The sequence below is a fragment of the Rugamonas brunnea genome (genome assembly GCF_014042345.1).
Classification (GTDB): Bacteria; Pseudomonadota; Gammaproteobacteria; order Burkholderiales; family Burkholderiaceae_D; genus Rugamonas; species Rugamonas brunnea.
In genome coordinates, this window is sequence record NZ_JACEZT010000011.1 from 1 (window position 1) to 26,784 (window position 26,784).

Below are 26,784 nucleotides of genomic sequence, written 5' to 3' on the forward strand. Positions count from 1 at the left end.
CGGCCTGCTTCAGGATGGCGATGATCTGGCTGTCGGTAAAACGGGAGGTCTTCATGCTGCAGAACTTTCAAAAATCAAATTGAGAAAATTCTACTTTCAAACGCTATCATCTGGTGGGGGGATTACCCAGGGTCTTGTTTTCCGTCGGGCCGAGCGTAGTCGTAAACCACTTGCTTCAAGGCTTGGAAATCGGCAAGCCACAGCCGGCCATCTGGACAATTGGCAAGCACAGCTACCGAATCGTTGCCAATCGCATCGTACTCACCATGCCAACGCGCCAGGCAGCCAAGGTCGCGATCGCGCTCGACATCAGCAGGGACCAAGAGTTCATGGACGAGTTCACGGAGTTCCTTTGGTTTGGCATGATACTCGCCGCGCTGGCGATGGGCTGGCTTGCCTGGGTTGCCGTGCGCAAAGGGCTTTCGCCACTGAATGAGGTGTCGGCGATGATGGCAAATATATCCGCGCAGCGGTTGGACGTACCCATTCCAACGTCCGGAGTACCGCAGGAGTTGACCGTGCTCGTATCGTCATTTAACACGATGCTTGCGCGGCTCGACGAGTCGTTTCGGCGACTCTCGGAATTTTCATCGGACATCGCCCACGAATTGCGCACACCAATCCAGAATCTGATGGTCCAGACGGAGGTGACCTTAAACCATGAAAACGATGTCATCGAATACCGCACGAACCTGCAATCGAACCTGGAGGAATTTGCGCGTCTGTCGCGCATGATTTCGGACATGCTGTTTCTGGCCAAGGCCGACAATCGCCTACTTGTTCTGCGCCGCGAGGCGATCGATCTGCGTTCGGAGGTGGAACGATTGTTCGATTTCTATGAGGCGCTCGCCAGTGAGCGCAACATCCGTTTGATTCAACAAGGCGCGGCGACAGCCCACGTGGACCGCTTGATGATTCAACGCTCCCTGTCCAATTTATTATCGAACGCGATCCGTTTCACACCGGAAGGGATGGCGGTCGAAATCACACTCGGCGTGGGGCTTGAGCACCAGGCCACGATCTCTGTCGCCAATCCAGGCACGGTTATACCGGCAGAACACCTGTCAAAGATATTCGATCGGCTCTACCGCGCCGATGCTTCACGTCAGGATGCGAACAGCGAGAATGTGGGCTTGGGCTTGGCGATCACCCGGTCCATCGTGGAACTGCATGGCGGTAAGATCAGCGTCGTATCCGATAGGGATTGGACCCGCTTTACGATCGAGCTACCGACAATGCGCGACGAAACAAATCCCGACGATCACGCGCATGTAGTAGACGGCTAGGCAACTAACGGTACCCGGTTGAGCGCAGAAAAGTTGTGGCGATTGGACCGGGCAGTGCTCAACCTGCGGGGCGCTCCATTCCGGCGCGGCAAAGGCGCAATTCGGCCTCCAGCGCCGCTTGTTGCCGCAGCAGATCAAGTCTTTCCTGCGCCAGCGCGTCGGCTCGACGCTCCATGTCCGCCAATCGCTCTCCGGCGAGCGCCGTTTCTCGTTCGCGGACCGCCAGCGTGGTGTGCGCATCGCTCAATTCACGCTGCAGGGCCTCTTGTTTCGTCGTCAATAGGATCTGCCCGGCGGCTGATTGCGCCGCTTCGGCCGCGGTGCGGTCGCGATCGGCACGTAGTTGCCCAAGTTCCAGTTGCGCACTTTGGGCGTCGCGTTCCAGGCGCTCGTTCTCCTCGATCACGCGCGACATCTGGCCGGCGTGCTGGGCCGCCGCGACCTGCTTGAGCTCCAGCTGCTGCCGGAGCTGGCCCAGCTCGTGATCCTGCTGCACGATGCGCCGCTCAAACGACTGGCGCTCCTCCGTGCGCTGCGCCGCGTTCGACTCCTGGTAGTGCTCGAACTGGGTGCGCGCGTGCGTCAGCTGCTGGTTGACGGCGGCCACCTCGGCGGCCCGGTCGGCGAGGCGCTGGGCCAACCCTGTGTTCTCGCTCTGGGTGCCTGCCAGCAGCACGCTTTGCGTCTGCAGTTCCGCCCGCAGCCGCACCATCTCATCTTGAGCGTGGGCCAAATCGGCCGCCAGGGCAGACCTTTCTACGCCCAGCGTCTTGGCCTGTGCGCGCAGCTGCGCCATCTCAACCTGGAGCGCTTTGAGCGCGTCAGCATGGGCCAGGGCCGCCTGTTCCAGTTGCGCAGTCGCATCCGCCCGCAGGCCGTCGTAGACCTGCCTGACGGCCTGCACGAGCGCGGCCGGAAGGCCGCTGGCCGCCTCGGCGACGCTCCCGGCGTGCTCCTCCTTCCAACGCTTGAGCATGGGTGCAATCGTGCTTTTGCTGCCCGTGGCGCCCAGCGCCGCCCGGACCGTGTCGACGGTCGGATTTTTTCCTTCGCCAGCCAGCCGCGACGCGGCGGCAGCGACGTGTGAATAAAGGATGCCGGCGCGGGCCATAAGTGCTCCTTAAATAAGATAATGTAATACGTGATACGTTATATTACTCCAAATTACGATACTGAATTTTGAAAAATTTATCGATATAAGCATACGATAAAGTAACTTATCGCATGTGAACCAGCCAACCACCATGGTATCCTGCGATATCACCGGTACAAACCTCGACATTGAGCGACAGCGCCATGCCCGATCCCAGCGAATTTCCCAGTACACCCCTGGCGTCGGTCGTCGGTCCGATCGAACGCGTGGCCACCGTCGCCGTGACCGACCTCGAGCTGTCGGCCCGGCACCGTGCTTTTCTCGCCGCCGCCACCTCCGACAACACGCGCCGCACTTACCGCTCCGCCATCCGGCATTTCCTGGCATGGGGCGGCTTGCTGCCGTGCGACCAGGACGCCATCGTCCGCTACCTGCTGACCTACGCGCCGACGCTCAATCCGCGCACGTTGGCGCTGCGCCTGACCGCGCTGTCTCAATGGCACTTGCACCAGGGATTCCCTGATCCGGCGTCGACGCCCAACGTGCGCAAGACGCTGGTGGGCATCGAGCGCACACACGGCACACCGAGAAGGAAAGCCAAGGCGTTGCCGGTGGAGGACCTGACGGTGATCGTCGCCCACTTGGCCGGACTGGATACGCTGGCCGCCAGGCGTGACAACGCGCTGCTTCAGGTCGGCTACTTCGGTGGCTTCCGGCGCAGTGAGCTGGTCGGATTGGACGTCGACGACCTGGCGTGGGAGCCGGAGGGTGTGGTCGCGACGCTGGCACGCTCTAAAACGGATCAGGATGGCCAAGGAATCGTCAAGGCGATACCTTACGGCGATGGCCTTTGCTGCCCCGCGACGGCGCTGCGCACTTGGCTTGATGTTGCAAATATCGAGGCGGGGCCGCTATTCAGGTCCGTGACACGATGGGATGAGGTGGGCTCCGATGCGCTCAACTCGGCGAGCGTCAACGCAATCCTGGAGCGTCGCGCGCGAGACGCGGGGCTGGGCTATGTGCCGCAGCTGTCTAGTCATAGCCTGCGGCGCGGTATGGCCACCAGCGCGTACCGAGCCGGGGCAAACTTCCGCGACATCAAGCGGCAAGGTGGCTGGCGCCACGACGGCACCGTCCAGGGTTACATCGAGGAGGCTGGCCGGTTTGAGGAAAATGCTGCCGGCAGTTTGCTGCGTCCACGGGCCAAGTGACGTGTAGTAATGCGACTTGGCCAACGGAGCTTCTGAAGTTACCACGGAGCGTATAAAAAGTCGATTGCTTATAACTTTTACGCTTATGTGCTATTACTGGCCTTATCCCGGCTGACCCTCTGTACGTGGCGCACGCCTGGCAGGAAGTCCTGATACCGTATCTGCGCGGATAGCGCGTTCGGCTCAACCAGCAGGCGCGGCAACGCCATTGGCACTTCAAAATATGTTTTAGGATCGACCAGGGTCACATCCAGGGTGTCCTGCAACAAATAGGCGATCTTGTGGCCGGCCGAACCACCGCCAATCACGACCAGTTTCTTCTTCAACATTGTGCTTGTACCAGGTTAGTAGACTAAATTTCAGGGCGGGCAGCCCGATGTGCGGGACTGACTTATCTTTCCGTATCGCCAGCTGTCGTGTCATCCATGGACGGGATCAGGCCGAGGGAGGCGATCACCTCCACGGCCAGCCCCGCTCCCGGCATGCCGCACACGACCGCGGCCGTTTCGACGACGCCCTGCAAGTCCGTGAGGCTGGCGCCCGCCTTGACGGCGCCCGCCGCATGCAGGCGTGCCGGCGCCGCTTCGCCGCGCGCGATCAGCATGGCGAAGTGCACCAACTGCTGGGTACGCCTGTCGAGGGGATTGCGATGGATCAGTTCATCGCGGAATTCCTCGATCGCCGCCACGGCGGCGATGCGGCCGGTGGCGCGGGCCAGGCGCTGGCGCTGCGAAACCATGTCGGGCACGGAACCGAGCAACTGTTGATAGGACGCGTGGATGGCGTCGGGAGTGGAGTCTTTGGCGGTTGTCATCTGTAACACCTCTGGGTTAGCCGTTGGGGCGAAGGGTAACTGTTCCATGCAAGGCGCGGCTCAGGCGATCAGGCGACCAAGCTCTGGCAATTCCAGGAACTCCGGCGGCAAGTACGATTGCTGGCGCAGCAGCAAGTCGATCTGGCCGTAGTGGTAGCTGTGGTGCGCGTAGATCGCCCACAGGAAACCCTGTACCGTGTAGCGGCGGCCGATGAAGGTGAACTCGGTCGCCAGTTGCTGCGGGGACAGGGCGCGCAGCCGGTTGAGGTTGTGCTCAAGCACCTGGCGGTACTGGTTGACCAGTGGCTGGCCAGCGTCGGCCAGTTCCAGCATCGGAATGCCTACCGGCGGCACCATTTCCTCGCCCGGGGCCAGCTTGCTCAGGGTGGTGGTCCAGTAATACTCGGCACGCATCAGATGGCCTGCCAGGGCCGCGATCGTGATGCGGCTGATGCGCTGGCCCAGGTAATTCGTTTCCGAATCGGCCGGGATACTGGTCCACAGCCCGGCGGGGATCTGCTCCAGTGTGTTCAGGCTCAGCGTTACTTGTTGGTTGAACAGCGACAGGAAGCGTTCGTGGTCGTTCATGATGAATACCCTGTAAATAGTTGATGATGTATGTCATCATAGGTGTGCACACTACAGCGCGGAAGCCAGTTAAATGGCAACATCTTGTGCTCGATAGGAGAACATGTGAGCAGACTCGATGAAATCAGTACCTTCGTTGCGGTGGTCAACGCGGGCAGCATCACCCGGGCGGCGGAAAAGCTGGGCATCGTCAAGTCCGCCGTCAGCCGGCGCATGAACGACCTGGAAGACAGGCTCAAGGCGCGCTTGCTGGTGCGCTCCACCGCCGGGCTCAGCGTCACGGAAGCGGGCAAGGCATTCTATGAACGCGCCGCGCGCATCATGGCCGACCTCGATGAAGCTGAACTGACGGTCACCGATGCCAGCGCCGATCTGTTCGGCACGATACGCATGTCTGCACCCGTCAGCTTTACCAACCTGGTGCTGATGCCGCACATCAGCCAGTTTCTGCGGCTGCATCCGGGCCTGACGCTGGACTTGAGCCTGTCGGACCGCTTCGTCGATATCGTCAATGAAGGCTACGACATCGCCATCCGCGCCGGCACGCTCAGCGATTCGCGGCTGGTCGCGCGCAAGCTGACCGACATGGGCCGCGTGACATGCGCGTCGCCGGACTATCTGGCGCAACGCGGCACGCCCATCACGCCGCAGGACCTGGAATCGCACGACGGACTGGTCTCCTCCAACGCGCCGGAATCGGTGTACTGGAACTATGCGCTGCCCGGCGGCGGCAGCTATTTGGCCCGGCCAGCCGTGCGCTTGAAGGTCAACAATGGCGAGGCGGTCATCACGGCCGCCGCCGCAGGCCTGGGCATCGCCGCGGTGCCGGCCTTCATTTCACGCGAGCTGATTGAACGCGGTGCGCTGGTGCCGCTGCTGACCGGTTACACGCTGGCATCGGGCAGCCTGTATGCCATTTATCCGCCGGGACGCCATCTGTCGCATCGCGTGCGGGTTCTGATCGATTTCCTCGTTGCGCAATTCGCGCTCGCGCCGCCGCCATAATCAGGCAGAATGACGGACACACCATTTTGAGGAGAGTCCGCCATGCACGGTGACAAAGCGAACCACGACCAGGACATGCGCTGGAACGGCGCGGCTGGCAAGGCCTGGGTTGAACTCCAGGTCCAACTCGATGCGATGCTCGCGCCGTTCGAGCGCCTGCTGCTGGACGCCGTCTGCGAACAGCGGCCACGCTCCGTGCTCGATATTGGCTGTGGAACCGGCGCCACCACGCTGGCCATCGCCCGCCAGTTGGGCGAACAGGTGGCTTGCACCGGGGTCGATATTTCGCAACCGATGATCGCGCTGGCCCGCGCCCGCGCCGCGCAACAGGCGCTGACGGCCGACTTCATCGAGGCCGATGCCCAGACCTGGCCATTCGCCGCCGCCAGCTTCGATATGGTCGTCTCGCGCATGGGCGTGATGTTCTTCGACGACCCTGTGCGTGCCTTCGCCAACTTGCGCCGCGCCACCGTAACCGATGGCGCGCTGCGCTTTATCGCATGGCGTTCGGCCGAAGAGAATCCGTTCATGACAACGGCCGAACGTGCGGCGGCACCCTTGCTGCCCGCGCTGCCGCCACGCCGTCCCGGCGAACCTGGCCAGTTCGGGATGGCCGACCGCGCACAGATTACGCGCATACTTGAACAGGCGGGTTGGGGAGAGATCGACATCCGTCCCGCCGACGAGGAATGCACGCTGCCCGCGCGCGAGCTGCTACGCTACGCGACTCTGCTGGGCCCCGTGGGCCAGCTGCTCCAGAAGGAGAACGAGGACAAGCGCGCCGAGGTCGAAGCCGCACTGCGCGATGCGTTCCAGCCATTCGTGCGGGGAGACGAGGCACGCTTCACGGCGGCCTGCTGGATGGTCGGCGCACGCGCCAGATAAACCTGAACTTCGCTCAGTTCAGGTAAATATCGCGCCGCAGCCGCTCCATTTGCTGCTGGTGGCGCTCGGCCCAGCGCCGCGCGTCGTCCAGCTGGCGCTCGGTACGCTGCAGGTATTCCGCCACGTCGCGCCGTTCCTGCTCGCGCCGGCGATCCTGTTTCTGGGTCTCGTCGTTCACGGGTCGGTCTTTGTTATCGAGATTGGCGCGGATATCGCGCTCGATACGGCCCAGGCGCGCGCGCGCCTCGCGCACACGGCCGGAAAGCTCGTCCACGTCGCCTGCGGCACGGTTGTATTTTGCCGCCGCCACTTCATAATCCTGGCCGCTCAAATAGGCGCGCTTCATCTGGTTGCGCACCGGGTCGCGGCACACCTCGAACGCCATGCCGGCGCCGCGCCGTCCCAGGTCGAACGCGCTGTCGGGATTGCAGTAGCGGGCGTTCTGTTCGTCCCACGCCGCCGTGTACAGTTCACGCGTGCGCGGAATCACAAACACGCCATCACGCGCGGCATTCGCCATGCGATCTTCCAACTGGAACGGGCGGCCATAGCCGTCATCCTGGCCCGCCTTGCGCCAGTAGTCTGCGAGACGATTCTCCCAGCTCTGGCGATATTCGGCCTCATAAATCTTCAGTCCCTTGGCGCGCGCCTCGGCGCGGCGCATGTTGAAGTCCTTGCCCGAAACGGCGTCCTGCGTGCCCAGGTTTTTCCAGTAGTTGACGATTTCCGCATTCCAGGCGGCGCGATACGCCTCCTCCTGCACTTGCACGCCCGCCGCGCGGGCGGCGGCTGCGCGCGCCTTCAGGCCGGTGTCGGGCACGCCATTGCGCGCATCGGTGAAGCCGGCGTCCTGCCAGAAGGTGCGGTTGCCGGTCTGCCAGCCGCTCGCGTAGCTGGCATCGTCAAAGCGCAGCCCTTGCTGCGCGGCGCGGTCGCGCGCCGCGTCCCTGGACGATGCGGGCTTGCCGTCCGTGCCATCGCGCTTGCCCTGGCCGTTCCAGTAATCGCTATTCCCGATCATCCAGCCCGCGTCGTAGGCCGGACGATTGAGTGGCGTATGCCGCTTTTGCACGTCCTCGCTCGCCACGTGCCGTTCGTATGTGGATTGCGGCAGCGCCTGGCGGCCGTCGCCCACGCCGCGCGCGGACCAGAAGTCCCAGTTACCCTGCGCCCAGCCAGCCAGATAGCCGGCCGCCGCGTCGCCCTGCCCTTTGCCGCCATCATGGCTGTCGCAAAAATCCTTGCGTTCGGCGTAGTCCTGGACCTCGCCAGCCGCGCCATCCTTGTGGCCGATGGTGTTCCAGTCGCCGGCCTTGCAGTCGGCGATGCGCTCCATGGTGGCCTGGCAGCCGCCCAACAGCAGCGGCAAAGTGAGGATCAGCGGGGTGCTCCAGCGCGGTAGACGGATCATGGTGTCAGGTCAGGGTTGTTGGCCGCCTGATTATAGAGGAATTACCTTGTAGAAAACATCACCCGCTGGCCATGGTCACATCGAACGTCACGTGCACGCACAGGCCCGGCCCGTCGTCGCGATTGGCCAGCATGATGCTGCCCCGGTTGCGGATCGCGGCCCGCTCCGCGATGGCCAGGCCCAGGCCACTGCCCGGCTGGTCCTGGTCCGGCAAGCGGTAGAAACGCTCGAACACTTTTTGCTGCAATGCCGGCGCAATGCCGGGGCCTTCATCGCGCACCGTCAGTGTGATCAAGCCACCGTTGGCGTCGATGGCCACCGCCACCCGGCCGCCTTCGGGCGAATACTTGACCGCGTTGCCCACCACGTTGTCGATCAGTGCCGCCATGCTTTCGCGATGCAGGCACATGGCACACAGGTCCGGCGCCTGCAATTCGATCTCGATATGGCGCGCCGCCGCGAGCTGGCCAGCGAGCGCCAGACGGTCGCACACCAGTTGCACCAGGTCGAGTGGCTGCATGGGCGCAGCCTCGCTGTCAGGACCGGACCTCGCCAGCGCCAGCAGCTGGTGGACGGTGTGGGTCGCCCGTCGCACACCCTGGCGCAAGCCTTCGCCCGCTTCCTGCACGCGCTGCGGGGTGTGGGCGTGGGCCAGCGACTCCGCGTTGATCTGGATGATGGACAACGGCGTTTTCAGTTCATGGGCCGCATCGGCCAGGAATTCCTGTTCCCGCTCCAGTCGCTCAACCAGCCGCCGCATCAGCCGATTCACGGAGCCCACCAGCGGGGACAACTCCCGGTATGGCGACGGCGCCAATGGCCTCAGGTCGGTGGCCGAGCGTTCCTCGATCTCGGCAACAATGCTGCGCAGCGGCCGCAGGCCGACACGGATGATGTACCACGCCGGCAGCAGCAGGAACGGCAGGCTGAATAACAAGGGCGCGAGATAATAGCCGATGCTGGACGTCTGCAGCAGCCATTCGCCGATCACCTGGGTGGCCATGCGCACCGTGACGCCGGTGGCGGGGTCTGTTTCAACGGCGGCCACCCAGCCGTCAGGCAGCGCGACGCGCTCCGGCGCCGTTGCGGGCGGAATGACATCGCCAGAGGTGTAGACCAACTGGCCGCCCCGCCATACCTGCGTCTGCAGGGCCGGCACGTACCAACCCAGTTCCCGGTACAGCGCGTAGTGCAGTTCCTCCATCTTGCGCACCAGCGGATGGATTTCCTCAGGCGGACGGGGGCCGACCGTCTGCATCAGGACCAGGATGCGCAAGGCGCTGGCGCGCAGTTCGCGCTGCATGTCGCGCCGCTTGGTGGTGCCTGTTTCGTGGATGTCCCACGCCAGATTGGCCAGCCAGATGGCCAGCACCACGCCACAGAATCCCAGCAGCAGGCGGCGGAACAGCGAGCGTTCGGGCAGCGCGTTCATTTGTCGATCACGTAGCCGACGCCACGCACGGTGCGGATGTAGCCGTCGCCGATCTTTTGCCGCAGGTGCGACATGTGCACGTCCAGGGTCTGCCCCTCGCCCTGCGGCAGCGCGCGCGATTCCAGCTCGCGCCGGGTCAGCACCCGTTCGGGATAGCGCATCAGCGCCAGCAGCAATGCAAATTCCGTCTTGGACAGCTCCACGCCAACGCCGCCGCGGGTCAGCACGCGACGCCGCTCATCCAGTGCGAGATCCTTGATCTTCCAGACCATGTCCCCGGCCTCGTTCCAGCCGGTGGCGCGCCGCACCACCGCGCGCAACCGCGCCAGCAGTTCGGACACGGCGAATGGCTTGACCAGGTAGTCGTCGGCGCCACGGTCCAGGCCCAACAGCCTATCCTCCAGGCTGTCGCGTGCCGTGATGATGAGGATGGGCAGCGTCTTGCCGCCGACGCGCAACTGGCGCAGCAGGTCCACCCCATTCCCGTCCGGCAGGCCCAGGTCGAGCAGCACCGCGTCGAACGGCTCGTCGGCGATACGCTGGCGCGCATCGGCTGCACGCCGCAACCAGAGCACGTCCAGGCCTTCGTCTTGCAGCGACGATTGCAGGGCCTTGCCGAGTTCCAGGTCATCTTCGAGCAGGCATATTTTCATGTGCTTTTCCACTTTCGTCAGAAGGCGGCTATGTACGCACTTTCATCCCCGCCTGTCAACGGGGTGGCCGCGCAAAACTATAGGAGAACTTAAGGTTGCGTTGCGCGGGCGTTTAGAAAGAGTAGGGATAATACCGGGTCGGGTCAACCACGCAGCGATGCGAGTCTAGGAGCACAGGTGCCATCCGCCACACCACTACGCCAGTCTGTCCAGCAGTCTCCCGCCCCGGCGGACACGCCCGCGCCGCGCGTACTGGCGCTCGATGCGTTCCGGGGACTGACCATCGTGCTCATGATCTTCGTGAATGCGCTGGCCGGGGTGCGCGGCGTCCCCGCCTGGCTGGACCACGCGCCGGCCGGCGTGGATGCGATGACGGTGGCCGATGTCGTCTTTCCCGCGTTCCTGTTCATTGTCGGCATGTCGATTCCGATCGCTGTGGCGCGGCGCCGGGCGGCCGGCGATACAACCTGGCGGCTGGCGCAGCATAGCGCGGCACGCACGCTAGGCTTGCTGGTGCTGGGCGTGTTCATGGTCAACGCGGAAGGTGGCTATAACGAGGCGGCCATGGGCATGTCCATCCATCTGTGGTCGCTCGCGTTCTACGCGGCTGCGCTGCTGGTCTGGAACGGCCAGTCTAAGCGCCCTCGTGGACACGGCGCCGCGCTGCGTCTGGCAGGCGCGCTGATGCTGCTGGTGCTCGGCTTGCTGTATCGGGGCGGAGCCGACGGCATGGACCGCCTGGCACCCCAATGGTGGGGTATCCTGGGCCTGATCGGGTGGGCTTACCTGATCGCCAGCCTGTTGACCCTGGCGGCGCGCGACAGGATGGCGATGCTGGCCGCAGCGCTGGCCGCCTGCATCGCTTTCTACTGCGTGGCACAGGCGGGAGGCGCCTCTCTGCTGGCCGGGCAGGCTGGCAACGCCGTGCATGCGGCCATCGTGTTGTGCGGCGTGCTCACCACGCGCATTTTCCTGGACGGTGGTCAGCGTCAGGACACGGTGCGGCGTTACCGGCACGCGCTGCTGCTGGTCGCCGGCCTGCTGGCCACAGGATATGTATTACGTCCCCATTTTCACATCTCGAAAATCGCCGCCACGCCAACCTGGGCCTTGTACAGCGCCGCCATCTGCGTGATCGTCTTTGGCTTCCTGTACTGGCTGGTGGACCTGCGCGGCGTGCAGCGCTGGATCGCGCTGCTCCGGCCTGCCGCCGCCAATCCGCTGCTGGCCTACATCGTGCCCTACATCGTCTATGCGCTGAGCCAGTACTTCCACCTGGCGCTGCCGCCCGCGTTCGGCGCGGGCTGGCCGGGCATGCTGGCGGCTTTCGCTTATGCCTGCGCCGTCGTCGCGGCGATCCCTGTGCTGGTCCGTATGCACATCACGCTGCGCCTGTAATCCTTCCACCACCTGCCATTCAAATGCCTATGCTGCCAGCTTCCCGAATTTCCTCCATCGACGCCCTGCGTGGCTTGACCGTTGCCGCCATGCTGCTGGTGAACGACGCCGGCGACTGGTCCCATGTCTACCCTTGGCTGGAACACGCCGACTGGCACGGCGCCACACCGGCTGACTTCATTTTTCCGTTCTTCCTGCTCATCGTCGGCATCTCGATCCAGCTGGCGCTGGGTGCGAAGATCGACGCAGGCGCACCGGCCCGGCCGATGGCGCGGGCTGTCCTGGTGCGCGGCGCCCGCATCTTCCTGCTCGGCCTTGCGCTGCATGGCGCGGCCGCGCTGCTCCTGCCCGGCCGGGACTTCCGCCTGCTTGGTGTGCTGCAAAGGATAGGCATCTGTTTCGCCCTGGCCGGCCTGCTGGTCATCTACGTGCCCAAGGCGCGCGCCCAGTGGGCCATTGTGGCAGCCATCCTGCTTGGCTATTGGGCGCTGCTCACGGCGGGTGGACCGCTGCTGCCCGATGTGAACCTGGCCGACCGTATCGACACCGCATTGCTGGGGCGTCTGGCCTACCAGTTCAATCCGGCGACGGGCCTCGCGCGCGACCCGGAAGGAGTGCTCAGCACCCTGCCCGCACTGGCGACCACCTTGCTGGGCATGCGTGCGGGCGCGTGGTTGCGTGCCCGGAACCTGCGCGCGCTGCTGTGGGGAGGCTTGGCCGCACTGGCCATCGGCGGCCTATGGTCGCTCGTGCTGCCATTGAACAAACAGCTCTGGACATCCTCGTTCGTGCTGTGGATGGCCGGACTGGGCATGCTGGCCGTGGGAGTCGGCCACTGGCTGATCGACCGCCAGGGCTGGCCGGACCTGGGCCGCTGCCTGGGCATCAATGCCATTGCCGCCTACGCCGGCGCATGGCTGGCGACCTGTGTGCTGGAGGGCAGCGGCGCGATGGCGCCCCTCTACAACAGCATGTTCCGCGCGCCGCTCACGCCGTTGATGGGGCCATTCCTGCCGTCGCTGCTGTTCGCCGCCGTCTTCACCGGCCTGTTCTGGCTGGCCATGCACGGTTTCGAAAAGCGCGGATGGCGCATTACGGTCTAGCGGCCATCCGCTGTCTGCCCTCAGTTCTTGCGGCTCGCCTCATACAGCGGCGCCACCTTGGGCATCAAGGCCCCGAGGTCGGCGATGCGGGTGTCATTGGACGGGTGGGTGGATAGGAACTCGGCCGGCTGCTTGCCGTTGCTGGCCGCGTTCATCTTCTTCCAGACAGCGATGGCGGCGTTCGGGTTGTAGCCGGCCCGCGCCGCCAGTTCCAGTCCCATGCCATCGGCCTCCGATTCGTTCTGGCGTGAGTTGGGCAGCTCGTACAGGTAGTGGGCCACCTGATTAGCGGCCTCGATCTGGGCCGCGCTATCCGGCGCCGCCGTCAGTGCGGCCTGGGTCAGCGCGTTCTGGGCGTACGCCTTGGACACCTGCTCGCGCCCATGCTCGCGCAGCGCGTGGGCGATCTCGTGGCCCATGATGACAGCGATTTCATCGTCATTGAGCTTGAGCTGGCGTATCAGCCCGGTGTAGAAGGTGATCTTGCCACCGGGGCCACAGGAGGCATTAAGGATCGGCGCATCGATCAGCGTCACTTGCCAGTTCCATTTCATGGCGTCGTCGCGGAAGACGCCGACCTGCTTTTCCAGCCGGCCGGCCACGCGCTTGAGGCGCTCGAATTCCGACCCGCTGGCAACCAGCCGGCCGGCCGCCTTGGCTTTCTGGTTTTGCTGCGTGTAGTTGACGAGCGCCATGCGCTCGACGGTGTCCGCTGACACGAGCAGCAATTGCTGGCGCTGGACGCCGACCACGCCCGGCTTGGTGGTGCTGGCGCAGGCGGCAAGCAAAATGGTGGCGGCCACGGCGGCAAGTTGCAGGTGGCGGCGCAGATGAGCAGGTTTCATGGCGTATCTCCGAAGGAAGGAGATCACATTTTCCGCCTGGAAATTCCGCGCCAGCTAAGGCAGATCAAAGCCATGGCGCGGCTATCACGCCGGTGTCTGATCTTTCCCCAATTGGCTATAATCAGCCGCATTCCGCCAACAGGACGAAAGTTTGACGATGACACTTACCCCTGGCCTTCGTGCCTGCCGCCTCGCCTGCGCCGCCATGCTGCTGGCCGGCGCCCTGCCGGCCCACGCCGACGATCTGTTCACGACCATCGAGAACAAACCACTCAAAGAAGTGTGGTTGAATCCCGGCTTCTACTCCTACCACTTCCAGCGCGACAAGCACCTGAACGACAGCAATCCCGGTTTTGGCGCCGAATACCGCTTTTCGACCGTCGCATCCGTGACGGTGGGCCGCTTCTACAACAGCGACCGATTCTACTCGAATTATGCGGGCGTGTACTACCAGCCGTTCGCGTTAGGACCGGTGCGGCTGGGCGCCGTGGCCGGCGGCTTCAATGGTTATCCCAAGATGCGGAACGGCGGCTGGTTCCTGGCCGCCATCCCCACCCTGAGCGCCGAATACAAAAGCGTGGGTGTGAACGTGGCGATCGTACCGACCTACAAGGACCGCTTGTACGGCGCCATCTCAGTCCAGCTGAAGCTGAAAGTGTTCGAGTAAAGACCACCGGCGGGCATGGGGCGCTGCCCCGTGCCCGCCGCTTACGCCCGCATACTTCAGTGCCGCGCGCGCGACGAGACGGCCACCTGGTCCAGGATGTGCGGCGGCACCGCCGCGTAGTGCTGGAACTCCATCGTGTACGTGGCCCGGCCCTGGGTCAGTGAGCGCAGCGTGGTCGAATAACCGAACATCTCGGCCAGCGGCACCAGCGCGCGGATGATCTTGCCACCACCGCCGGGGATCTCGTCCATGCCCTGCACCATGCCGCGCCGCGCCGTCAGGTCGCCCATGGCGTTGCCCATGAATTCCTCCGGCGTTTCCACTTCCACGTGCATCATCGGTTCCAGCAGGATGGGGTCGGCCCGCTTCATGCCGTCCTTGAAGGCGATCGAACCGGCCATGCGGAACGCGTTCTCGTTCGAGTCGACGTCGTGGTACGAGCCGAAGGTCAGCGTCACCTTCACGTCCACCACAGGGTAGCCGGCCAGCACGCCGTTTTGCAGCGTCTCCTGCACGCCCTTGTCCACGGCCGGGATGAATTCGCGCGGCACCACGCCGCCCTTGATCGCGTCGACGAACTCATAGCCCTTGCCTGGCGCGAGCGGTTCCAGCGACAGCACCACGTGGCCGTACTGGCCCCGGCCGCCAGATTGCTTGATGAATTTGCCCTCGATGTCCTGCACCGACTTGCGTATCGTCTCGCGGTAGGCCACTTGCGGCTTGCCCACCGTGGCCTCCACGCCGAACTCGCGGCGCATGCGATCGACCAGGATTTCGAGGTGCAGTTCGCCCATGCCGGACATGATGGTCTGGCCCGATTCCTCGTCCGTGCGTACCCGGAACGACGGGTCTTCCTGCGCCAGCCGGCTCAGGGCGATGCCCATCTTCTCCTGGTCGGCCTTGGTCTTCGGCTCCACGGCCTGCGAAATCACGGGCTCGGGGAAGGACATCTTCTCCAGCACGATGATGTGGTCGGGCGCGCACAAGGTATCGCCGGTGGTCACCGACTTCAGGCCGACGGCGGCCGCGATGTCGCCCGCATACACCTCCTTGATCTCCTTGCGCTCGTTGGCGTGCATCTGCAGGATGCGGCCCAGGCGCTCGCGCTGGCCCTTGGTCGGGTTGAACACGGTGTCGCCCGAATTGACCACGCCGGAATAGACCCTGAAGAAGGTCAGCTGGCCCACGAACGGGTCGGTCATGATCTTGAAGGCGAGCGCGGAGAACGGATCGGCGTCCGACGGATGACGTTCGATCAGGTTGTCGTGCACGTCATGGCCGGCGATGGCCGGCACGTCCAGCGGCGACGGCAGGTATTCGACCACCGCGTCGAGCATGGCCTGCACGCCCCGGTTCTTGAAGGCGCTCCCGGCCAGCATGGGCACGATTTCGTTGCGGATGGTGCGCTGGCGCAGGCCGGACTTGATCTCCTCCTCCGTCAACGGCTCGCCGTTCAGGTATTTTTCGATCAGCTCCGGGGTCGCTTCGGCCGCCGCCTCCACCATCTTCTCGCGCCACTCGGCCGCCAGGGCCTGCAGGTGGGCGGGAATATCCTCGTAGGTGAACTTGACACCCAGGCTGGCGTCGTCCCAGTTAATGGCCCGCATTTTAACGAGGTCCACCACGCCGTGGAAGTTGTCCTCCGCGCCCAGCGGGATCTGGATCGGCACGGCGACACCCTTCAGGCGGTCGGCGATCTGCTGGCGCACGCGGAAAAAGTCGGCGCCCACCCGGTCCATCTTGTTGACGAAGGCGATGCGCGGCACACCATACTTGTTAGCCTGGCGCCAGACGGTTTCGGACTGCGGCTGCACGCCGCCCACGGCGTCGTACACCATGACGGCGCCGTCCAGCACCCGCATCGAGCGCTCCACTTCAATCGTGAAATCGACGTGGCCGGGCGTGTCGATGATGTTGATGCGGTGTTCGGGGAAATTGCCCGCCATGCCTTTCCAGAAGGCCGTGGTGGCGGCGGACGTGATGGTGATGCCGCGCTCCTGCTCCTGCTCCATCCAGTCCATCGTCGCGGCACCCTCATGCACCTCGCCGATCTTGTAGTTGACGCCCGTATAAAACAGGATACGCTCGGTGGTCGTGGTCTTGCCGGCGTCGATGTGGGCGCTGATGCCGATGTTGCGGTAACGCTCGATAGGTGTCTTGCGGGTCATCACATTCTCCTTGAACGACGACTGCCGACGACGGCGAAGTCGTGCTTAAATTCTAACAGCAATGGAGAACGGAAGTATGGCGCGGGGCCGCAATTTCAAGAGCCGGCGCAGATGGGCCGCTTACCGCCCCACCGGGCCGCGCAGGATGCGGGCCGGCAGCATGACGATGGCGCGCAACAGCTCGAAGACGGCTTCCACGCCGATGCCCACCAGACGGAACGGCAACATCAGCAACCAGACGATGGGATACACGAACAGCGCCAGCAAAGCCAGCGGCCAGCACAGGACCAGCAACACCAACCACAGGATGAAACTCAGCATGACGGCACTCCCTCAGGCAGACTACAAGCAGGAGCCGTCACTGTATGCCACGGGCGGGGCATGGGCAAACGCCATCCGACCGGCTGCGGCCAGCCGCGACGAATGGCGGGAATCGGAGGATAAGCCGTGAAAATTACTGGCCCACGCAGATGATCTTGGTGACGTATTCACGGGCGTTCGGCTTCTTCTTCGTCGCCCATTCGATGGCCTGGTTGGCCTCGGCGATCGTCATCACGGTCGCCTTGTCCTTCGATTTGATGAAGGACACGCCCTCGAACACGCCGGTCTTGCTGCGCATGACCTTGGCGAAAACAGGTGGCTTGGTCTCGCCATCGCTGATTTTATTTTGCTGTACCAGGTAGCGCTGGTCGACTTTTTCCTGCTGTTCCATATCGGTTCGTCTTGCATATCAAGTGTGAAAGACGAAGTATAAGCTCCCCGGCGCGTGCCGGGGGCCGCGGCGTGCCCGATCAGGCGTAGGCCGGGATGAACTGGGCCGGCTGATGGGCGGCCTCATACAGGATCTCGGCCTGCATCGATGCTTGCAGGGACGGAATGGAGCCGCCCGCACGGTACTGGAAACTCAGTTGCAGCACATCGCCCTCGCAGGCGCGCACGGGAACGGCCAGTGGCAGCGTCATGTAGTGGTTAAGCCAGTCGATGGTGGTATTGCGTTCGCTGACCACGGCCAGGATGTTCTTGGTGACGAAGCGCATCGCATTGATCTGCCCGCCTTTTTCGACCACGAATTTGCCCTGCCAGTTGTAGATCAAGTCATTGGGCTGGCTGAAATCGATGATGCTGTACACGGCTGGCTGCGCCATTTCCACCGTGCCGGTATGGATGGCCGTGGTCTCCTGGAACTGCACGATGGGCGCATAAAACCCTTCAAAATCATATTCCTGCTGCAAGGGCTGCACGGCCATGATCACGGCCTCCGGCAGAAACACAGGCAGCGGGCCGCCGAAGCGCGCGGCATAGCGGCGCTTGAACGATTCGATCACTTCCACCTGCTTTTCGCGCAGCATGCCGACATGGATCATTTCGCAGATCACCACGTCGACCGGTTCCGGCGGCAGGTATTCGAAGGCGTCGGCATGGATCACCTCGACCTTGTGGCCATTGGCGTTCAAGGCCAGCATCTTGCGCGCCTCCTTGACCATGTCCGGATTGAATTCGACGCAATACACCTTGTCCGCCTTGGCGGCCGCGAACCACGACAGCACACCCGTGCCGCCGCCCAGTTCCAGCACCTTGGCGCCCGGCTTGACCGCATAGTCGATGGCCGACTTGAAACCATGCATGCGGTTTTGATCCATCAGCATATTGTGATGGTAGTGGACGGGGATGAATTGCCCCAGATAGCAGCTTTCGATTTCGCGTTCGTTGAGCATGGTTGTCCCTTGTTGGATCGTATTGCAGATCGTCAATACGGCGGGACCATTATCGTCAAGCTTGCTGCGAGGCCAAGCGGCGAGCTGAGCGGGAAACACCCGTCAATTCGCCGCTTGTGTCATGCGGAACGCGACGGCTTAACGTTTGGCGCGGCTGGCCAGGTGTTTGCGGATGGTTTCCGCGATCCACGGCTTATCGGCCTTGGTCGCGAATTCGGCCGCCGTCTGGTGGTAGGCGCCGTCCTTGAGCGTGGCGTCGGCGCCCCGTTCGAGCAGCAATTGCACGGCCGCTTCCTGCCCTTCGCGGGCGGCCAGCATCAACGGCGTCAAGCCACTCGGGGATGGCGCGTCGACAACCGCATGGCGATCAAGCAGCAACTGCATGATCTCGGTGCTGTTGGACGCAGCTGCGTAATGCAACGCCGTCCAGCCCGGCTGGTTGACGGCCGCGCCCTTGCCCAGCAAGGTCAGCACGGCCGGCTTGTTCTGGCGGAATGCCGCCATCATCAGTGCCGTGTTGCCGTTGGTGGCGCGCGCTTCGAGCTGGATGCCGGGCTGGGCCAGCAACACATCCATCGTGTTCATCGCATCGTAGCGCATGGCGACGATCAGGCCGGTCTCGCCGCGTTCGGGCTCGCGCACGTTCGGGTCCAGGCCCTGGGCCAGCGCGCGCTTGATCGGGCCCACGTTGTCGAGCTGAATGGCGCGGAAGAAATCGACCGCGCGCTCATCGGCTGCAACGCAGGCGGCGGGGATCGCCAGCGCCAGTGCGGCGGTGACCAGCAACCGCCGTTTCGAGTAAAGAATTCCCATGAAGAACTCAGCGTACGATGTTGAAAAGATTGAAGAAATTGTCCGTAGTCTGCCGCGCGACCTGCTCGACGGGCACGCCTTTGAGCTTGGCGATGAATTCGCCCACGTGGGCCACAAAGCCCGGCTCGTTCATCTTGCCCCGGTGCGGCACCGGCGCCAGGTAGGGCGAATCGGTCTCGATCAGGATGCGCTCCAGCGGCACTTCCAGCGCCACCGCCTGCAATTCCTTGGCGCTCTTGAAGGTCACGATGCCGGAAAACGAGATATAAAAGCCCATCTCGATGGCGGCGCGCGCCACCTCCAGCGACTCGGTGAAGCAGTGCATGACGCCGGCCACGCCGCCCGCCTCCGTCCCCGCGCCCTCCTCGCGCATCAGCCGGATGGTGTCTTCGCTGGCGGAACGGGTGTGAATAATCAAGGGCTTACGGGTGATTCTTGAAGCTTTGATGTGGGTACGGAAGCGCTCGCGCTGCCATTCTAGGTCGCCCGTCAGGCGGAAATAATCGAGGCCGGTCTCACCGATGGCGATGATCTTGCGATGGTCGGCCAGCCGGACCAGATCATCCACGCTCGGCTCCGGCGTGTCCTCGTAATCGGGATGCACGCCCACCGACGCGTAGATATGCGGATATTGTTCGGCCAGGGCCAGCACTTGCGGGAAGTCCGGCAAGTCGACCGACACGCACAGCGCGTGGCTGACCTTGTTTTCCTCCATTTTCGCGAGGATCTCGGGCATGCGAGCGGCCAGCTCGGGGAAATTGATGTGGCAATGAGAATCGATATACATGGCGTGATTGTAACCCGCCAGACCGGCTCCGGTCAGCCCGCTCAGTCCACCCGCTTGCCGAGGATGATGAGGTCGCGTTCCACCCCGTCCAGGTTGGCGACGCGCGGCAGGTTGGCCCAGGTATCGAAGCCGTATTTACGGAACAGACCCAGGCTGGGCGCGTTGTGGCCGAAGATGAAACCCAGCAGCGTATGCACCTTGATGTTGGGCGCGAAGGCGATCGCCTGTTCCAAACAATAACGGCCCACGCCCTTGCCGCGCCACGCCTCGTCGATATAAATCGACACTTCCGCCGTACCCGCGTACGCCGGGCGGCCGTAAAAGTTCGAATACGAGATCCAGCCCAGGATGGCGGGACTGGCGCTGTCGTCATTGGCCGCCTCGATCACCCACAGCGGCCGCCGCTCGGGCTGATGTTCGTTGAACCAGTGCAGGCGCGAATCGACCGAGACGGGTTCGGTATCGGCCGTCACTTCGCGCGAGGCGACGGTGCTGTTGTAGATGGCCACGATGGTGGGCAAGTCGGCCAGCGTGGCCAGGCGGTGACGGAAAGCGGTCATGGACAGGAATGCGGGATTAAAGCGTATGGGTGGCGCGCGAAGAACGCAGGGCCGCGCCGAGGATTTCCTCGATGCGCAGGCGGGCCCGCTGGCCGCTCTCGTCATCGGGGAAATGCACGCCGATGCCTTGTGCCTTGTTGTTGTGGGCGCCCGGCGGCGTGATCCAGGCCACCTTGCCGGCGATAGGATATTTGTTGGGGTCGTCCATCAGGGCCAGGATCAGGTAGATCTCGTCGCCCAGCTTGTAGGGCTTCTGGGTCGGCACGAACATGCCGCCATTTTTCAGGAACGGCATGTAGGCGGCATACAGCGCCGCCTTTTCCTTGATCGCGAGCGACAAGACCGTGGGCCGCGCGACGGGCGCGGCGCTCGGATCGACTGGGTTAGCGCTCATGCGTTTCCTTTCAGGCACAGCATGCTGCGTAATCAAGCAGCATGTCTTCGATGAACAGCTTGGGCGACAGCGGATGGTCGGCCGTCGCCCGGCGCTCGTTGGCCGCCTTCAGCGCGGCCAGCAGGCGGCTGACGTGGATCTTGTCGGCCAAGCCAGCCAGTTCCTTGCGGTAGCGCGGATAGTAACGGATATTCCCTGCCAGTTTGTAGGAAAACATGTCATAAAGCCAGCGCTGCATCCAAGAAACCTGGGCCGCGAGCGAAACTTTCTGCAATTTGTCGGCCGTCTTCAGCGCCCCTTCCACGCTGGGACGGGCCAGCAACTGCAACAAAGTGTCCATGTCGTCGCGGTTGCCCGTTTCAGCCTGGGCCAGCGCGGCCAGCGGCGAGCCGCCCTGCTCGCGCAGCCAGCTGTCGGCGTCGGCCACGCCCTGCGCCTGCAGCCAGGCCAGCGCCTGGGCATGCGAAGGCATGGGCAGCGCGAACTTGCGGCAGCGCGACAGGATGGTCGGCAGCAGCCGGTCCAGGCTGTTCGAAGCCAGCAGGAACACGGTGCCGGGCGGCGGTTCTTCCAGCGTTTTGAGCAAGGCGTTCGAGGCCGGCATGTTGAGCGCCTCGGCCGGGTACAGCACCACCACACGTAAGCCCTGGCGGTGGGTGGAAATGTTCATGAAATCGGCCAGGTTGCGGATCTGCTCGATCTTGATCTCTTTCGATGGCGCCTTGGACGACTTGGCCGACTTCTTCGTCTCGGCGTCGGCGCCCTCCTCGCCCTCGGCCGCCGGCTCATCTTCCAGCGCTTCGGGACGCACGCGGCGGTAGTCGGGGTGGTTCTGCTGGGAGAACCAGCCGCATGACACGCACTGGCCGCAGGCATGGCCGTCCGGCAGCACGGCCTCGCACAGCAGGCCTTGCGCGAAGCGCTCGATGAAGTCCGACTTGCCGATGCCGGCGGCGCCATGGAACAGGATGGCGTGCGGCATGCGCGCGCGCAGCAATTGAAGCTGGCGCCAGGCGTCTTCCTGCCATGGATAAATGGAATTGCTCATTGATCGTATTTTGTTTTAAAACAACTGCTTACGCAATACTGTTAAAGTTACAACAGCCCGTCGAGCAGGGCCGCCAGTTGCACCTGGATGGCGGCGATGGTCTGGGTCGAGTCGATCACGCGGAAGCGTTCGGGGAACTGGGCGGCGCGGCGCAGGTATTCATTGCGCGCGGCGCTGAAGAAATCCGCCTTTTCCTGTTCGAACTTGTCGAGCGCGCGGGTGGCGTCGAGCCGGGCGCGCGCCACCTCCAGCGGCACGTCGAACAACAGCGTCAGGTCCGGCTGCAGATGCGGGTGCACCCATTGCTCCAACGCGTCGAGCTTATCGCGCGCAAGGCCGCGGCCGCCGCCCTGGTAGGCAAAGCTGGCATCGGTGAAGCGGTCGGAAATGACCCAGGCGCCACGCGTCAGCGCCGGTGCGATCACCTGAGCAATGTGTTCGCGGCGGCTGGCGAACATCAGCAACGCTTCCGTCTCCAGGTGCATCTTCTCGTGCAACACCAGTTCGCGCAACCGCTCGCCCAGCGGCGTGCCGCCTGGCTCGCGGGTGCTGACCAGTTCCTTGCCCTTGCCGCGCAGGTAGTCGGCCGTGAAGCCGATGTGGGTGGATTTCCCGGCGCCGTCGATGCCTTCGAAACTGATGAATTTGCCGCGTGGTGGAGTCATGTAGCGATGCTGCCTATCGTTGATAATGATTGACCGCACGGTTGTGGTCGGTCAGGTTGTCGGAAAACTGGCTGGTGCCATTGCCGCGCGAAACAAAATACAGGGCCGGACTCTTGGCCGGCGCCAGCGCCGCCGCCAGCGACTGCACGCCCGGCAAAGCGATGGGCGTGGGCGGCAGGCCGGCGCGGGTGTAGGTGTTATACGGGGTGTCCGTTTCCAGGTCTTTCTTGCGGATCTTGCCGTCGTACTTGTCGCCCATGCCGTAGATTACGGTCGGATCGGTCTGCAGCAGCATACCGAGCTTGAGGCGATTGACGAACACGGCAGCGATCATGTTGCGCTCGGACTTCTGCCCCGTTTCCTTTTCCACAATGGAAGCCATGGTCAGGGCCTCGTACGGCGTCTTGTACGGCAAGGCGGGATCGCGCTTGCTCCAGGCATCGCCCAGCCGCGCCAGCATCGCCGCATGGGCTTGCTTGAAGACCAGCAAGTCGCTGGAGCCTTTGGGGAACAGATAGGTGTCCGGGAAGAACAGGCCTTCGGGCCGCTTGAAGTCGCTATCGATCTGCGCCATCAGGGCCTGGTCGGACAGGTCGGCCGTATCGTGCTTCAAACCTTTGCTGGCGGCCATGGCCTGGCGCATCTGGCGGAAGGTCCAGCCTTCGATGATGGTCAGCGCTTCCTGGGCGAACTCGCCTTTGACCAGCTGTTCCATCAGCCGCAGTGGGGTGGTGCCTGGTTTCAGTTCATAGGCGCCCGCCTTCAGCCGCGCGCTGGACGAGGTGGCGCGCGCCAGCAAGTTGAACAGCAACGGTTCCATGGGCACGCCGGCGTCGGCCATCTGCAGGCCCGCCGCGTGGGCGCCGCTGCCGGGCGCGATGGTGAACTCCACCGGCGGCGCGTCGTCCGGCGTGATGGGGTTTTGCGTCCACCAGGCGAAATAGCCGCCCGCCGCGAGCGCGGCCAACACACTGAGGCTAATGAGTTTTTTAATGAGGGACATCATGGTCAAGTCTTAGGTTATATCTGCATAGTGGACCAGAATCGCCCGGCTTGCCAGCCTCACGGCACGCCAAAATTGCGCCGGCTCCGGCGCGAAATTCGCGGGATCACTATAATGAGCCCGTAATGATAATGCTTTCATCGTCAAACTTCTGGAAATTATGAATACTTGGAATCAACTCTTAACCCAGCAAGGAGCGCGCGGCACCGAACAAGCCCCGCAACTGTTCCGTGATTTCGGCCGCACATTGACGGCCGCCGAGCTGGCCGACGGCTTCGCCGCGCCGCTGACGGACCTGGGTTTGATTGCCCTGAACGGTGAAGAATCTGCTTCTTTCCTGCACAATCAGTTGACCAACGACGTGGAACACCTGGGCCAGGACACGGCCCGCCTGGCCGGTTACTGCACGCCCAAGGGCCGCCTGCTGGCCACCTTCCTCGTCTGGCGCAACGCCGACACCATCTTCCTGCAGTTGCCGCGCGCCATACAACCGGCACTGCAAAAGCGCCTGCAAATGTTCGTGCTGCGTGCCAAGACCAAGCTGAGCGACGCCACCGAATCGCCGGCCAACGCCGTCGTGCTGGGCGTGGGCGGCAAGCAGGCCGATGCCGTGCTGTCCACCTGGTTCGACGCCCTGCCCGCGCAAGCGTACGGCAAACTCGACCACCCCATGGGTACCCTGATCCGCGTGGGCGACGCCTTCGGCGCCCCGCGTTACCAGTGGCTCACCAGCGCCGAGACGGCCGCCGCCGTGTGGCCCGTGCTGTCGGCCAAGCTGGCCGTTGGGGGTAACGACGCGTGGCAGCTGTCGTCCATCCACGCGGGCGTGCCGCTGGTGGTGGCGGCCACCCAGGAACAATTCGTGCCGCAAATGGTCAATTTTGAGCTGCTCGGCGGTGTCAACTTCAAGAAAGGTTGCTACCCGGGCCAGGAAATCGTGGCGCGCAGCCAGTATCTGGGCAAGCTCAAGCGCCGCACCACGCTGGTCACCATTCCCGACGCGCAGGCGGCGGCTGGCATGGAAGTCTTCGCCACGGCCGATCCTGAGCAGCCTTGCGGCATGATCGTCAACGCCGCGCCCAATGGCCAGGGCGGCGTGGACGCGCTGGTGGAAATGAAGCTGGACGCGATCGAACGTGCGTCCGTGCGGGTCGGTTCGGCCGAGGGGATCGCCCTGCAATTCCTGCCCATGCCTTACGTGCTGGACCCGCTCGACCTCTGACATGCGCGATCTGTACATTTATTACCAGGTGCGTGAAGCAGACGCACCGGCCCTGCTGCCCCGCGTGTCGGCCATGCAGGCAGCGCTGGCGCGCGAGCATGGCGTGGCAGGCCAGATCAAGCGGCGGCCCGAAGCGGCGCAGGGCTTGCAGACGTGGATGGAAGTCTATCCCGCGACCGGGGAAGGTTTCGGCGCAGCCCTGGCGGCGGCCGTGGAACAGGCGGCGCTGCCGGCCCTCATCGCCGGCGCGCGCCACGTTGAAGTGTTTATGGATATGCCCCCATGTGCCTGATCGTCTTCGCCTGGAAAGTGGTACCCGCCGTGCCGCTGATCGCAGCCGCCAACCGCGATGAATTCTACGAACGGGCCACGGCGCCGGCTGGCGCCTGGCCCGAACATCCGCACATCTACGGCGGCCGCGACCTGAAGGCGGGCGGCAGCTGGATGGGCATCGCCCAGTCCGGCCAGCCGGACCAGTCGCCGCGCTTTGCCGCCATCACCAACATCCGCTGCCCGTCGGAGCACCGCGACGACGCGCCCTCGCGCGGCCACCTGGTGTCCGATTACCTCGCCGGCAGCATGTCGCCGCAGGCCTATGTGGAAGCGATCCGCGGCGATTGCCATGTCTACAACGGCTTCAACCTGGTGTTGGGCGACCGCGATACCCTGATCTGGTTCTCGAACAAGGGCCAGGACGATCCGCGCAACGGCCAGCCGCTGGAACCGGGCATCTATGGCCTGTCGAATGCGCTCTTGGACGCGCCGTGGCCCAAGGTGCTGAAAACGAAGGCGCAGTTCGCCAGCCTGCTGTGCCTGGGCGCGCCCGACGAAGCCTTCTTTGAAATGCTGGCCGATACCACCCCGGCGCCGGACATGCGTCTGCCGGAGACGGGTGTGCCGCTGGACCTGGAACGGGTGCTCTCAGCCGTGCGCATCGAGACGCCCGGCTACGGCACCCGCACCTCGACCGTCGTCAAGCTGTTTGCCGACGCGCCGGCCGTGCTGCATGAAATGCTGATCCAGTAAGCCGCGCTACTGCGTTTTCAACGCTTTCATGTAAGCCACCATCTGGTCCAGCGCCAGGCCCCAGCCCCGCTCAAAGCCCATGTCCACGTGGCGCAGCATGTCTTCGCTGTTCTTGTGGCGGGCGCGGGCATGGTAGCGGGTGCCGCCGCCTTCCGGCTCCAGCGTGATGTAGGCCGTGATGAAGGGGTTGGCCGCCGGCCCGTAGCCTGGTCCAAGTGCATCGGTCCACACCAGGCGGCGGTTTTCCACGATCTCCAGATAGCAGCCCACGTGGGGGTGCTGCTGCCCTTCGGGCGAGCACATCACCGTGCGGAACACACCGCCCGGGCGCAGGTCGATGTCGCACGACAGCGTTTTCCAGGGCGCGGGGGTGAACCAGTGCACCACGTGGGCAGGTTGGGTCCAGGCGGCCCAGATCTGCTCGGGATGCAGTTCCACAGTCCGTTCGAATACCAGGTCCAGGTCCGAATCGTAATCGTCTGCAATGTGCGTCATGGTGCACTCCCTTGGTAAAGGTCAGGCAAAAGTCAGCTGCATATCGATGTGGGCGATGCCCGCTTCGTAAAACTCCTCGCCGGCGATGCTGAAGCCGTGGCGTTCATAGAATGGCGCGGCCTGGGTCTGTGCGCTCAGCACGACGCGCTGGTCGCCGCGCGCCCGGGCTTGCGCCATCAAGGCCTGCAACAGGGCGCCGCCTACCCCGCTGCCACGCGCCAGCTTGCGCACGGCCATGCGGCCGATGTGGCCATCCGGCAGCAGACGGCCAGTGCCGATGGGCTGGCCAGCCGCATCGTAGGCCACCGCGTGCAGGCAGACGGCATCCATGTCGTCGAGCTCGATGTCGGCGGGAACGTGCTGTTCCGCCACGAACACTTCGAAGCGGATCGCCTTGGCGTCGGCGTTCAGGGTATCCCACGTCCCCAGGCGGATGACGTGGCTGGTGTCGTTATTCATAAGACAGATCATAGTTGAACCAGCCACGATTGTCGCAT

General features: G+C 63.9%; 31 protein-coding genes. 10 read left to right on the plus strand and 21 right to left on the minus strand.

The genetic code is table 11. The annotated features are described in order from the left end of the window. Positions 1-182: 182 nt before the first annotated feature. Positions 183-1,286, plus strand: coding sequence for a heavy metal sensor histidine kinase (locus H3H37_RS16570; protein WP_182164487.1), 1,104 nt, complete (start codon positions 183-185; stop codon positions 1,284-1,286). Positions 1,287-1,344: 58 nt separating this feature from the next. Here the strand turns inward: H3H37_RS16570 and H3H37_RS16575 are convergent, their stop codons facing one another. Beyond that, positions 1,345-2,397, minus strand: coding sequence for a DNA-binding protein (locus H3H37_RS16575; protein WP_182164489.1), 1,053 nt, complete (start codon positions 2,395-2,397; stop codon positions 1,345-1,347). 185 nt (positions 2,398-2,582) lie between these two features. Between H3H37_RS16575 and H3H37_RS16580 the strand changes: the two genes are divergently transcribed. Next, a complete protein-coding gene (locus H3H37_RS16580; RefSeq protein ID WP_182164491.1) occupies positions 2,583-3,590 on the plus strand; it encodes a tyrosine-type recombinase/integrase in 1,008 nt (335 codons plus the stop codon). An 83-nt stretch (positions 3,591-3,673) separates the two neighbouring features. Here H3H37_RS16580 and H3H37_RS16585 read toward each other — a convergent pair whose 3' ends face one another. The 3 genes from H3H37_RS16585 to H3H37_RS16595 form a co-directional block, all read right to left on the minus strand. Next, the gene (locus tag H3H37_RS16585) at positions 3,674-3,919 is read right to left on the minus strand and encodes a hypothetical protein (RefSeq protein WP_182164493.1); all 246 of its coding nucleotides are present in this window, start codon (positions 3,917-3,919) and stop codon (positions 3,674-3,676) included. Positions 3,920-3,981: 62 nt separating this feature from the next. Beyond that, positions 3,982-4,404, minus strand: coding sequence for a carboxymuconolactone decarboxylase family protein (locus H3H37_RS16590; protein WP_182164495.1), 423 nt, complete (start codon positions 4,402-4,404; stop codon positions 3,982-3,984). A 60-nt stretch (positions 4,405-4,464) separates the two neighbouring features. Beyond that, positions 4,465-4,992, minus strand: a complete 528-nt coding sequence (locus tag H3H37_RS16595) for a DinB family protein (RefSeq protein ID WP_182164497.1) — start codon at positions 4,990-4,992, stop codon at positions 4,465-4,467. Between the two features lie 105 nt (positions 4,993-5,097). On the opposite strand from H3H37_RS16595, the gene H3H37_RS16600 reads away from it, so the two are divergent. Both H3H37_RS16600 and H3H37_RS16605 read left to right on the plus strand, forming a co-directional pair. After that, positions 5,098-5,997: a LysR family transcriptional regulator gene (locus tag H3H37_RS16600; RefSeq protein ID WP_182164499.1), complete on the plus strand. Its 900-nt coding sequence runs from the start codon at positions 5,098-5,100 to the stop codon at positions 5,995-5,997. Positions 5,998-6,039: 42 nt separating this feature from the next. Beyond that, the gene (locus H3H37_RS16605) at positions 6,040-6,882 is read left to right on the plus strand and encodes a class I SAM-dependent methyltransferase (RefSeq protein WP_182164501.1); all 843 of its coding nucleotides are present in this window, start codon (positions 6,040-6,042) and stop codon (positions 6,880-6,882) included. Between the two features lie 13 nt (positions 6,883-6,895). On the opposite strand, the gene H3H37_RS16610 is transcribed toward H3H37_RS16605, so the two are convergent. Genes H3H37_RS16610 through H3H37_RS16620 form a run of 3 tightly spaced genes read right to left on the minus strand, consistent with a single transcriptional unit; the run spans position 6,896 to position 10,378 of the window. Then, entirely contained in the window at positions 6,896-8,293 is a 1,398-nt protein-coding gene (locus tag H3H37_RS16610) for a DUF2799 domain-containing protein (RefSeq protein ID WP_182164503.1), read from the minus strand. Between the two features lie 58 nt (positions 8,294-8,351). After that, on the minus strand, positions 8,352-9,725 hold the full coding sequence (locus tag H3H37_RS16615; RefSeq protein ID WP_182164505.1) for a sensor histidine kinase: 1,374 nt from the start codon (positions 9,723-9,725) through the stop codon (positions 8,352-8,354). Next, entirely contained in the window at positions 9,722-10,378 is a 657-nt protein-coding gene (locus H3H37_RS16620; protein WP_182164507.1) for a response regulator transcription factor, read from the minus strand. Before H3H37_RS16620 ends, H3H37_RS16615 begins: the two co-directional genes overlap by 4 nt. A gap of 177 nt (positions 10,379-10,555) precedes the next feature. Between H3H37_RS16620 and H3H37_RS16625 the strand changes: the two genes are divergently transcribed. After that, a complete protein-coding gene (locus H3H37_RS16625) occupies positions 10,556-11,776 on the plus strand; it encodes a DUF5009 domain-containing protein (protein ID WP_182164509.1) in 1,221 nt (406 codons plus the stop codon). A 29-nt stretch (positions 11,777-11,805) separates the two neighbouring features. Then, positions 11,806-12,879 (plus strand): acyltransferase family protein, encoded by a 1,074-nt coding sequence (locus tag H3H37_RS16630; protein ID WP_182164511.1) that lies wholly within the window; start codon positions 11,806-11,808, stop codon positions 12,877-12,879. 20 nt (positions 12,880-12,899) lie between these two features. On the opposite strand, the gene H3H37_RS16635 is transcribed toward H3H37_RS16630, so the two are convergent. Then, complete coding sequence (locus H3H37_RS16635; RefSeq protein ID WP_182164513.1) at positions 12,900-13,724, minus strand: M48 family metallopeptidase; 825 nt, start codon at positions 13,722-13,724, stop codon at positions 12,900-12,902. A gap of 157 nt (positions 13,725-13,881) precedes the next feature. Here H3H37_RS16635 and H3H37_RS16640 point away from each other — a divergent pair, with 157 nt between their 5' ends. Next, positions 13,882-14,391, plus strand: a complete 510-nt coding sequence (locus tag H3H37_RS16640; protein ID WP_375540009.1) for a hypothetical protein — start codon at positions 13,882-13,884, stop codon at positions 14,389-14,391. A gap of 56 nt (positions 14,392-14,447) precedes the next feature. On the opposite strand, the gene fusA is transcribed toward H3H37_RS16640, so the two are convergent. The 11 genes from fusA to mltG form a co-directional block, all read right to left on the minus strand. Further along, positions 14,448-16,559: an elongation factor G gene (gene fusA / locus H3H37_RS16645; protein WP_182164515.1), complete on the minus strand. Its 2,112-nt coding sequence runs from the start codon at positions 16,557-16,559 to the stop codon at positions 14,448-14,450. 120 nt (positions 16,560-16,679) lie between these two features. Continuing rightward, positions 16,680-16,880, minus strand: coding sequence for a hypothetical protein (locus H3H37_RS16650; RefSeq protein WP_182164517.1), 201 nt, complete (start codon positions 16,878-16,880; stop codon positions 16,680-16,682). Between the two features lie 133 nt (positions 16,881-17,013). Further along, positions 17,014-17,271, minus strand: coding sequence for a hypothetical protein (locus H3H37_RS16655; RefSeq protein WP_182164519.1), 258 nt, complete (start codon positions 17,269-17,271; stop codon positions 17,014-17,016). Positions 17,272-17,350: 79 nt separating this feature from the next. After that, complete coding sequence (locus tag H3H37_RS16660) at positions 17,351-18,274, minus strand: class I SAM-dependent methyltransferase (protein ID WP_182164521.1); 924 nt, start codon at positions 18,272-18,274, stop codon at positions 17,351-17,353. Between the two features lie 138 nt (positions 18,275-18,412). Then, entirely contained in the window at positions 18,413-19,087 is a 675-nt protein-coding gene (locus H3H37_RS16665) for an ankyrin repeat domain-containing protein (protein ID WP_182164523.1), read from the minus strand. Positions 19,088-19,094: 7 nt separating this feature from the next. Next, positions 19,095-19,874, minus strand: coding sequence for a TatD family hydrolase (locus H3H37_RS16670; RefSeq protein WP_182164525.1), 780 nt, complete (start codon positions 19,872-19,874; stop codon positions 19,095-19,097). A gap of 41 nt (positions 19,875-19,915) precedes the next feature. Continuing rightward, positions 19,916-20,434 (minus strand): GNAT family N-acetyltransferase, encoded by a 519-nt coding sequence (locus H3H37_RS16675; RefSeq protein WP_182164527.1) that lies wholly within the window; start codon positions 20,432-20,434, stop codon positions 19,916-19,918. A 16-nt stretch (positions 20,435-20,450) separates the two neighbouring features. Further along, positions 20,451-20,828, minus strand: coding sequence for a PilZ domain-containing protein (locus H3H37_RS16680; RefSeq protein WP_182164529.1), 378 nt, complete (start codon positions 20,826-20,828; stop codon positions 20,451-20,453). Positions 20,829-20,838: 10 nt separating this feature from the next. After that, complete coding sequence (locus H3H37_RS16685; RefSeq protein WP_182164531.1) at positions 20,839-21,876, minus strand: DNA polymerase III subunit delta'; 1,038 nt, start codon at positions 21,874-21,876, stop codon at positions 20,839-20,841. 47 nt (positions 21,877-21,923) lie between these two features. Then, positions 21,924-22,541: a dTMP kinase gene (tmk, locus tag H3H37_RS16690; RefSeq protein WP_182164533.1), complete on the minus strand. Its 618-nt coding sequence runs from the start codon at positions 22,539-22,541 to the stop codon at positions 21,924-21,926. 13 nt (positions 22,542-22,554) lie between these two features. Beyond that, positions 22,555-23,544 carry an endolytic transglycosylase MltG gene (gene mltG / locus H3H37_RS16695; RefSeq protein ID WP_182164814.1) on the minus strand — a complete coding sequence of 330 codons (990 nt, stop codon included), beginning with the start codon at positions 23,542-23,544 and terminating at the stop codon, positions 22,555-22,557. 160 nt (positions 23,545-23,704) lie between these two features. On the opposite strand from mltG, the gene ygfZ reads away from it, so the two are divergent. The 3 genes from ygfZ to H3H37_RS16710 are packed head-to-tail and all read left to right on the plus strand — an operon-like array spanning position 23,705 to position 25,792. Continuing rightward, a complete protein-coding gene (ygfZ, locus tag H3H37_RS16700; protein ID WP_182164535.1) occupies positions 23,705-24,766 on the plus strand; it encodes a CAF17-like 4Fe-4S cluster assembly/insertion protein YgfZ in 1,062 nt (353 codons plus the stop codon). Between the two features lies 1 nt (position 24,767). After that, positions 24,768-25,058 carry a DUF4936 family protein gene (locus H3H37_RS16705; protein WP_182164537.1) on the plus strand — a complete coding sequence of 97 codons (291 nt, stop codon included), beginning with the start codon at positions 24,768-24,770 and terminating at the stop codon, positions 25,056-25,058. After that, positions 25,049-25,792 carry an NRDE family protein gene (locus H3H37_RS16710; RefSeq protein WP_182164539.1) on the plus strand — a complete coding sequence of 248 codons (744 nt, stop codon included), beginning with the start codon at positions 25,049-25,051 and terminating at the stop codon, positions 25,790-25,792. Before H3H37_RS16705 ends, H3H37_RS16710 begins: the two co-directional genes overlap by 10 nt. Before the next feature lie 6 nt (positions 25,793-25,798). Here H3H37_RS16710 and H3H37_RS16715 read toward each other — a convergent pair whose 3' ends face one another. Both H3H37_RS16715 and H3H37_RS16720 read right to left on the minus strand, forming a co-directional pair. Continuing rightward, entirely contained in the window at positions 25,799-26,287 is a 489-nt protein-coding gene (locus H3H37_RS16715; protein WP_182164541.1) for an SRPBCC family protein, read from the minus strand. Between the two features lie 21 nt (positions 26,288-26,308). Then, complete coding sequence (locus H3H37_RS16720) at positions 26,309-26,746, minus strand: GNAT family N-acetyltransferase (RefSeq protein WP_182164543.1); 438 nt, start codon at positions 26,744-26,746, stop codon at positions 26,309-26,311. Positions 26,747-26,784: the final 38 nt, after the last annotated feature.

Bases quoted from the DNA above. Each gene is read 5' to 3' on its own strand.
- H3H37_RS16705 (WP_182164537.1), top strand. From the start codon at position 24,768: ATGCGCGATCTGTACATTTATTACCAGGTGCGTGAAGCAGACGCACCG.
- H3H37_RS16610 (WP_182164503.1), bottom strand. From the start codon at position 8,293: ATGATCCGTCTACCGCGCTGGAGCACCCCGCTGATCCTCACTTTGCCG.
- H3H37_RS16715 (WP_182164541.1), bottom strand. From the start codon at position 26,287: ATGACGCACATTGCAGACGATTACGATTCGGACCTGGACCTGGTATTC.
- H3H37_RS16620 (WP_182164507.1), bottom strand. From the start codon at position 10,378: ATGAAAATATGCCTGCTCGAAGATGACCTGGAACTCGGCAAGGCCCTG.
- ygfZ (WP_182164535.1), top strand. From the start codon at position 23,705: ATGAATACTTGGAATCAACTCTTAACCCAGCAAGGAGCGCGCGGCACC.
- H3H37_RS16605 (WP_182164501.1), top strand. From the start codon at position 6,040: ATGCACGGTGACAAAGCGAACCACGACCAGGACATGCGCTGGAACGGC.
- H3H37_RS16680 (WP_182164529.1), bottom strand. From the start codon at position 20,828: ATGAGCGCTAACCCAGTCGATCCGAGCGCCGCGCCCGTCGCGCGGCCC.
- H3H37_RS16595 (WP_182164497.1), bottom strand. From the start codon at position 4,992: ATGAACGACCACGAACGCTTCCTGTCGCTGTTCAACCAACAAGTAACG.
- H3H37_RS16720 (WP_182164543.1), bottom strand. From the start codon at position 26,746: ATGAATAACGACACCAGCCACGTCATCCGCCTGGGGACGTGGGATACC.
- H3H37_RS16710 (WP_182164539.1), top strand. From the start codon at position 25,049: ATGTGCCTGATCGTCTTCGCCTGGAAAGTGGTACCCGCCGTGCCGCTG.
- H3H37_RS16580 (WP_182164491.1), top strand. From the start codon at position 2,583: ATGCCCGATCCCAGCGAATTTCCCAGTACACCCCTGGCGTCGGTCGTC.
- H3H37_RS16630 (WP_182164511.1), top strand. From the start codon at position 11,806: ATGCTGCCAGCTTCCCGAATTTCCTCCATCGACGCCCTGCGTGGCTTG.
- H3H37_RS16675 (WP_182164527.1), bottom strand. From the start codon at position 20,434: ATGACCGCTTTCCGTCACCGCCTGGCCACGCTGGCCGACTTGCCCACC.
- H3H37_RS16655 (WP_182164519.1), bottom strand. From the start codon at position 17,271: ATGGAACAGCAGGAAAAAGTCGACCAGCGCTACCTGGTACAGCAAAAT.
- H3H37_RS16665 (WP_182164523.1), bottom strand. From the start codon at position 19,087: ATGGGAATTCTTTACTCGAAACGGCGGTTGCTGGTCACCGCCGCACTG.
- H3H37_RS16640 (WP_375540009.1), top strand. From the start codon at position 13,882: ATGACACTTACCCCTGGCCTTCGTGCCTGCCGCCTCGCCTGCGCCGCC.
- mltG (WP_182164814.1), bottom strand. From the start codon at position 23,544: ATGTCCCTCATTAAAAAACTCATTAGCCTCAGTGTGTTGGCCGCGCTC.
- H3H37_RS16635 (WP_182164513.1), bottom strand. From the start codon at position 13,724: ATGAAACCTGCTCATCTGCGCCGCCACCTGCAACTTGCCGCCGTGGCC.
- H3H37_RS16590 (WP_182164495.1), bottom strand. From the start codon at position 4,404: ATGACAACCGCCAAAGACTCCACTCCCGACGCCATCCACGCGTCCTAT.
- H3H37_RS16685 (WP_182164531.1), bottom strand. From the start codon at position 21,876: ATGAGCAATTCCATTTATCCATGGCAGGAAGACGCCTGGCGCCAGCTT.
- H3H37_RS16585 (WP_182164493.1), bottom strand. From the start codon at position 3,919: ATGTTGAAGAAGAAACTGGTCGTGATTGGCGGTGGTTCGGCCGGCCAC.
- H3H37_RS16660 (WP_182164521.1), bottom strand. From the start codon at position 18,274: ATGCTCAACGAACGCGAAATCGAAAGCTGCTATCTGGGGCAATTCATC.
- tmk (WP_182164533.1), bottom strand. From the start codon at position 22,541: ATGACTCCACCACGCGGCAAATTCATCAGTTTCGAAGGCATCGACGGC.
- fusA (WP_182164515.1), bottom strand. From the start codon at position 16,559: ATGACCCGCAAGACACCTATCGAGCGTTACCGCAACATCGGCATCAGC.
- H3H37_RS16650 (WP_182164517.1), bottom strand. From the start codon at position 16,880: ATGCTGAGTTTCATCCTGTGGTTGGTGTTGCTGGTCCTGTGCTGGCCG.
- H3H37_RS16670 (WP_182164525.1), bottom strand. From the start codon at position 19,874: ATGTATATCGATTCTCATTGCCACATCAATTTCCCCGAGCTGGCCGCT.
- H3H37_RS16615 (WP_182164505.1), bottom strand. From the start codon at position 9,725: ATGAACGCGCTGCCCGAACGCTCGCTGTTCCGCCGCCTGCTGCTGGGA.
- H3H37_RS16575 (WP_182164489.1), bottom strand. From the start codon at position 2,397: ATGGCCCGCGCCGGCATCCTTTATTCACACGTCGCTGCCGCCGCGTCG.